Origin of the sequence: Thiobacillus sp., from assembly GCF_030696885.1 — a bacterium.
Lineage (GTDB): Bacteria > Pseudomonadota > Gammaproteobacteria > Burkholderiales > Thiobacillaceae > Thiobacillus.
This window is the reverse complement of record NZ_JAUYRI010000027.1, coordinates 78,776-85,132: the sequence shown is the minus strand read 5'-3', so window position 1 is coordinate 85,132 and position 6,357 is coordinate 78,776. Positions and strand designations below refer to the sequence as shown.

The window sequence follows — 6,357 nt, the reverse complement described above, 5'->3', positions numbered from 1 at the left end:
ATGGCCACGCGCGACTTGCCGCGCCCCATCGTGCTGTTCACCAACGACGACGACACCCGCCACGTCAAGGACGCGGTGGCGGCGGGTGTTTCGGCCTATATCGTGGCCGGCCTGGCGCCCGCGCGCATACGCCCGATTCTGGATGTGGCAATGGCCCGCTTCCATCACGAGCAGGGGCTGCGCCGCGAACTGGCCGACGTCCGGACCGAGCTGCAGGAACGCAAGGTGATTGACCGGGCCAAGGGGCTGCTGATGCAGCGCCTCGGCCTTTCGGAGCAGCTTGCCTATGAAAAACTTCGCAAGGCCGCCATGGACAAGGGCCTGCGCCTGGCCGAGGTGGCGCAGCGCATGCTGGACGCCGCCGACCTGCTGGGCTGAAGCGGATGGCGTGCAAACCACCCTGAATACCAGAATGGTGCGCCGCACAAACTCGGTGCAAGCCCACCAAACGATTCAATCCACTACCAACTAAATAGCTGCTTACGCCCACTGCTATTGGGCTATTGCACTATTTGATCGATATTTCCAGTCCTTCCAAGCCCCAGCAACAGGCTGGCACAGGTTTTGCGTTAAGTGAACCGTACGGTCAATTCCTTCAACGGCGAAGCGGGTTGACCTCCAAAGAACAAAGGCGTTCGCACCCTGCAGTCACCCCCGTGTGGCGGCCCGGGTCGAGCGCCTTTTTTGTTTTGTTTTTTTAATTTTTTGGAGTTGCCGCCATGACTGATCTACTGAAAACTTCACTGAATCGCCGCACCGTATTGCAAGCGGCCACCGTTGGCGCGGTCGGCATCAGCCCGGCATTGCGCGCTGCGGTCTACGCCCAGGGCTCGGACGCGCCGGAGAAAAAGGAAGTCAGGATTGGCTTTATCCCGCTGACCGATTGCGCGTCAGTGGTGATGGCCTCGGTGCTGGGCATTGACCAGAAATACGGCGTCAAGATCATTCCGACCAAGGAGGCCAGCTGGGCCGGTGTGCGCGACAAACTGGTCAATGGCGAGCTCGACTTTGCCCATGTCCTGTACGGCCTGGTCTACGGCGTGCACATGGGCACGGCCGGCCCGAAAAAAGACATGGCCGTGCTGATGAGCCTGAACAACAACGGCCAAGCCATCACGCTGTCCAAAAAGCTCGCCGACAAGGGCGCGATCGACGGCCCCAGCCTGGCCAGGCTGATGGCCAGCGAAAAGCGCGACTACACCTTTGCCCAGACCTTCCCGACCGGCACCCACGCCATGTGGCTGTACTACTGGCTGGCCAGCGCGGGCATCAACCCGTTCAAGGACGCCCGGGCCATCGTGGTGCCGCCGCCGCAAATGGTGGCCAACATGCGCGTGGGCAGCATGGACGGTTTTTGCGTCGGTGAACCCTGGGGCCACCGCGCCATCATGGACGGCATCGGCATCACGGCCACCACGACGCAGGACATCTGGAAAGACCATCCCGAAAAGGTGCTGGGCACCACCGCCGACTTCGTCAAACAGTACCCCAACACCGCGCGCGCCGTGACGGCCGCCATTCTGGAAGCCGGCCGGTGGATTGACGCCAGCCTGGCCAACAAGAACAAGATGGCCGAAACGGTGGCCGACAAGTCCTATGTCAACACCAGCGTGGACGCCATCAACCAGCGCATCATGGGCCGCTACCAGAACGGGCTGGGCAAGACCTGGGACGACCCGAACTACATGAAGTTCTTCAACGACGGCGCCGTCAACTTTCCCTACCTGTCTGACGGCATGTGGTTTTTGACGCAGCACAAGCGCTGGGGCCTGATCAAGGACCACCCCGACTACCTCGGCATTGCCAAGCAGATCAACCAGATCGACCTCTACAAGCAAGCCGCCACCGCCGCCAAGGTCAGCGTACCCAAAGACGTGATGCGCAGCAGCAAACTGATGGACGGCACGGTCTGGGACGGCAAGGACCCGAAAAAGTACGCCGACAGCTTCAAGATTCGCGTCTGAACAGACGTTCGAGCTTGATTGCAGATTCATTGAATACCCAATTGAAGAGGTGATGCCATGGTCAGTGCCGTATTTCACAGCCCGCTCGAGGCCAGCGCGCCACCAGCGCCCGGCGGCGAAAGGAGCCGAGAAGAAAATGCTACGCCTTTGATAGCTGCCACCCCAGTAAATACGGGGGCTACAGGCCTTAAAAGCTTAAAAAATGAGACCGCAACCCCGGCCGTGCGGCGGCCGTGGGATGCCTCCTTCATCTGGCAGCGCATCTTGCCGCCGCTGCTGGGCATGGGCCTGCTGGCGCTGGTCTGGGAGCTGGTGTCGCGGGGCACGGGCGCCAGCATCCCCTCGCCCCAGGACACGCTGGCGCAAGCCGCGGTGATCTTCAGCGATCCGTTTTACAGCAAGGGGCCCAACGACCAGGGCATAGGCTGGAACATCCTGTCCTCGCTCAAGCGCGTGGCCGTGGGCTTTGGCCTGGCCGCTGCGGTCGGAATTCCGGCCGGTTTCCTGATCGGCCGTTTCACTTTCTTGAGCCGCATGTTCAACCCGCTGATCAGCCTGCTGCGCCCGGTGTCGCCGCTGGCCTGGCTGCCGATTGGCCTGCTGGTGTTCAAGGGCGCCGACCCGGCCGCCATCTGGACCATCTTCATCTGCTCGATCTGGCCCATGATCATCAACACTGCGGTCGGCGTACAGCGCGTGCCGCAGGACTACATGAATGTGGCGCGCGTGCTCAACCTCAGCGAGTGGAAGATCGTCACCAAGATCCTGTTCCCGGCGGTGCTGCCTTATGTGCTCACCGGCGTGCGCCTCGCCATCGGCGTCGCCTGGCTGGTGATCGTCGCCGCAGAAATGCTCACTGGCGGCGTCGGCATCGGCTTCTGGGTGTGGGACGAATGGAACAACCTCAACGTCGCTCACATCATCATCGCCATCTTCGTCGTCGGCATTGTCGGCCTGCTGCTTGAGCAGATGCTGATGCTGATTGCGAAACGGTTTAGTTACGAGTGAGGAGCTAGGGGTTAGGGAATGTGGCGCGGCGAAGCCGCACCGCCCCTAGATCCTAAATCCTAGCCCCTAGATCCCAAGGAGAATTCAAAATGCAATCCTACGTCCAGATCGAAAACGCCGGCATGACCTTCAACACCAAGAAGGGCAAGTTCACCGCACTCACCGGCATCGACCTCCACATCGACCAGGGGCAATTCGTCGCGCTGATCGGCCACTCGGGCTGCGGCAAGTCGACGCTGCTCAACCTGGTGGCCGGCCTGCTCGACGCCACCGATGGTGTGCTGCTGCTCGCCAATAAGGAAATCAAGGGACCGGGCCCCGAGCGCGGAGTGGTGTTCCAGAACCATTCGCTGCTGCCCTGGCTCACCGCGTTCGAGAACGTCTACCTCGCGGTGGAAAAAGTCTTCGGCGGCAGCGAGTCGAAGAAGCAGATGAAGGCGCGCACTGCCGCCGTGCTCGAACTCGTGGGCCTGACCCACGCCGCCGGCAAGCTGCCGGGCGAAATTTCCGGCGGCATGAAGCAGCGCGTCGGCATCGCCCGCGCGCTGGCGATGGAACCGAAAGTGCTGCTGCTGGACGAGCCCTTTGGCGCGCTGGATGCTTTGACCCGCGCCCACCTGCAGGACGAGCTGATGAAGATCGTCGCCGCGACCCAGAGCACGGTCATCATGGTCACCCACGACGTCGACGAGGCCGTGCTGTTGAGCGACCGCATCGTGATGATGACCAATGGTCCGTCCGCCACCATCGGCGAAGTGCTCAGCATCGACCTGCCGCGTCCGCGCGATCGCCTGCAACTGGCACACGATCCGAAGTATCACGAATTGCGCAGCCAGGTGCTGGAATTCCTCTACAGCCGGCAGATGCGGCCCAAAGAGGCAGCCTGAGCCACGCGCAAGGCTTGAGTCGAGATCCGAAAGCAGGCAGGATGGTACCCAACTAACGGATTTCTCGACTTATGACTTACTGCGTCGCCATCAAGACCGACAGCGGGCTGGTTTTCGCTTCCGACTCGCTGACCAATGCGGGCATCGACCACGTCAGCACCTATTCCAAGATGCACACCTTCGTGCAGCCCGGAAATCGCATGTTCGTCCTGCTGGCGGCGGGCAACCTTGCCACCACCCAGGCGGTGGTGAAGCGGATGCGCGACGACTGCCAGCTCGGCAACCTGCCGTGCCTGAATACCGTCGCGTCGATGAGCGACGCCGTCGATTACGTCGGCTCGATCTCGGCCGAGGTGCAGCGCAACCAGGCGGTGCGCGACACGGCCAGCACCAATTTCGAGGCCACTTTCATCTTCGGTGGCCAGATTACCGGGCATGCGCCCGAGATCTACATGATCTATCCGCAGGGCAACCACATCCACGAATCGGCGGCCCACCCCTTCCTGCAGATCGGCGAAACCAAATACGGCAAGCCGATTCTCGACCGCGTCATCCGTGCTGACACCCCGCTGGAACAGGCGGCGCGCTGCGCGCTGGTGTCGATCAACTCAACCATCCGCTCCAACCTCACCGTCGGCCCCCCGGTCGAGCTGCTGATCTATTCTGCCGACATGCTCGACGGCGGACGCCGTCTGCTGTTCCAGGAAGACCACCCCTACTATCGCGCGCTGGGCGACGCCTGGAACGAAGGCCTGCGCCAGGCGCTCAACAACCTGCCGCCGTTCGAATGGGAAAACCAGCCGCAGCCGTTGCAGGTGGTGGCGGCGAGCACCGGCGGGCAGATGCAGGGGTGAGGTTAGGGGCTCGGGGCTAGGATTTAGGGGGCCGGGGAAGGCGCGGCCGCAGGCCGCTCGTACCCTAGATCCTAGATCCTACCCCCTGCTCCCAGCCCCTCACGGTTTCCCGTTCACCTCGACCTCCACCCCCGGCGCCCGAGCCAGCAACCGTCGTGGAGATCGACACTCACGCCGTGCGCGCCAGCAGCGCGTCGCGGATCGCCGCGACATGCCGGCAGTCGGTGCCGCAGCAGCCGCCGACGACGGCGAGCGACGGCAGATGCCCGGCCAGTTGGCGGTAGCCCTGCGCGAGTTCGGCAATATCCCCGATGTCAATCTCGGTCGCTTCGTCGAGCTCGGCGTGGCTGCGCTTGGAGGCGTTGGCGCGCACGCCGCGTAGCCGCGCCTGCCACTCGCCGCCGTCGAAGAGGTGGGCGAAGTGACTGGGGTGGGCGCAATTGAGCATATAGTAAGCCGGGTAGCCGCCGGTAGCGTCATCAGTCGAGCGGATCGCCTCGGCGAGCGTCATGCCGGACGGCAGCCGCCCGTCGGTCTCGACGGTGAACGAGACGACGACAGGCATCGCGAACGCGCGCGCGGCGAGCACGACACCGATGGCTTCCTCGACGTAGTTCATGGTGAATACCGACACCAGGTCGGCCTCGGTGTCGGCTAAGGTTTCAACTTGCGGTGCGTGGTAGACGCGCGCTTTTTCGACGCTCATGCGGGCGTCGACGCGATAGCCGTCTCCGCGCGGGCCAAGATTGCCGGAAATCACGATGGGGGTGGCCGGCGTCTGCATCGCGGCGCGCAGTTCGACCAGTTGCGCCACCGCCGCACGGTTGAACGCGGCGAGTTGCGCAGCATCGTAGCCGAGTTTCGCGCCCCAATCGGGATTGGCGCGCCACGTGGTCGTTTCCAACACGATGCCGATCTGCGCGTCGAGGGCGAGTTGAACATGCTCGGCATAGTAGCGCCACAGGCGTGCCCGCCCGGCTTCGGTATCGAGCAGGACGAAGGAAGCGAAGCACGGCAGGTCGAGCCCGTCGTGGAAGATGAGCGTGGTTTCCAGCCCACTGTCGGTGAGAAAGGGGCGGTCGGCGAGTTGCGGCACGGTGCGGCGGTTGGGGTTCATGGTGGTCTCCTTGGGTTGTTTCAAAGCGGCAGGCGAAACACGGTTTCTCCGTCGAGTATTTCGCCGGTCGGGATGAAGCCGAAGCGGCGATAGAATGCTTCGGGGCTGAGTGGTCCCGGCACGCACGATACGAGCAGAGACTTGATTTCAGGGTGGCTGCGGGCATACCGGATCAGTTGTTCGACAGCCCATCCGCCATAACCGCGCCGCTGGCGGCAGGCATCGATCATGAGCCGCCAGATAGCAAGGTAGGCGTCTGCGGGAGGGGTTTGCAGGCGCCTGCTGTCTTCCAGCATCACGAAGCCGACAGCGGTTTCGTCGGCGTATATCGCGCGATACCAGGCCTCCGGGTGAACCCGTGCCTCGGCGAGCGAGACGGCGTTTGACGCGACCTGATGCGTCTGCCCGGGGGCGACCGCAAGCGCGAGGATGGCGTTGAGGTTGTCGGCGTCGATGGGACGCAGGCTGAGGCGGGGACGGGACATAAGTGCGACCGGTGGCTTTTGCGGAAGTGACGATGACTGCAC

General features: G+C 63.1%; 7 protein-coding genes. 5 read left to right on the top strand and 2 right to left on the bottom strand.

What is annotated here, in order from left to right; translation table 11 throughout:
• From Q8R61_RS13040 to Q8R61_RS13020, 5 genes are all read left to right on the top strand, one after another.
• Positions 1 to 378, top strand: a 378-nt coding sequence (locus Q8R61_RS13040; RefSeq protein WP_305537946.1) for an ANTAR domain-containing response regulator, incomplete at its 5' end; no start/stop codon positions are given.
• Between the two features lie 341 nt (positions 379 to 719).
• Positions 720 to 1,964, top strand: coding sequence for a CmpA/NrtA family ABC transporter substrate-binding protein (locus Q8R61_RS13035; RefSeq protein WP_305537944.1), 1,245 nt, complete (start codon positions 720 to 722; stop codon positions 1,962 to 1,964).
• 282 nt (positions 1,965 to 2,246) lie between these two features.
• Positions 2,247 to 2,972, top strand: a complete 726-nt coding sequence (gene ntrB / locus Q8R61_RS13030; protein WP_305537952.1) for a nitrate ABC transporter permease — start codon at positions 2,247 to 2,249, stop codon at positions 2,970 to 2,972.
• A gap of 89 nt (positions 2,973 to 3,061) precedes the next feature.
• A complete protein-coding gene (locus Q8R61_RS13025; RefSeq protein ID WP_305537942.1) occupies positions 3,062 to 3,859 on the top strand; it encodes an ABC transporter ATP-binding protein in 798 nt (265 codons plus the stop codon).
• A gap of 71 nt (positions 3,860 to 3,930) precedes the next feature.
• Positions 3,931 to 4,713 carry a peptidase gene (locus tag Q8R61_RS13020; RefSeq protein WP_305537940.1) on the top strand — a complete coding sequence of 261 codons (783 nt, stop codon included), beginning with the start codon at positions 3,931 to 3,933 and terminating at the stop codon, positions 4,711 to 4,713.
• 169 nt (positions 4,714 to 4,882) lie between these two features.
• Here Q8R61_RS13020 and Q8R61_RS13015 read toward each other — a convergent pair whose 3' ends face one another.
• The gene (locus Q8R61_RS13015; RefSeq protein ID WP_305537938.1) at positions 4,883 to 5,830 is read right to left on the bottom strand and encodes a homocysteine S-methyltransferase family protein; all 948 of its coding nucleotides are present in this window, start codon (positions 5,828 to 5,830) and stop codon (positions 4,883 to 4,885) included.
• 20 nt (positions 5,831 to 5,850) lie between these two features.
• On the bottom strand, positions 5,851 to 6,315 hold the full coding sequence (locus Q8R61_RS13010) for a GNAT family N-acetyltransferase (protein WP_305537936.1): 465 nt from the start codon (positions 6,313 to 6,315) through the stop codon (positions 5,851 to 5,853).
• Positions 6,316 to 6,357 lie beyond the last annotated feature (42 nt).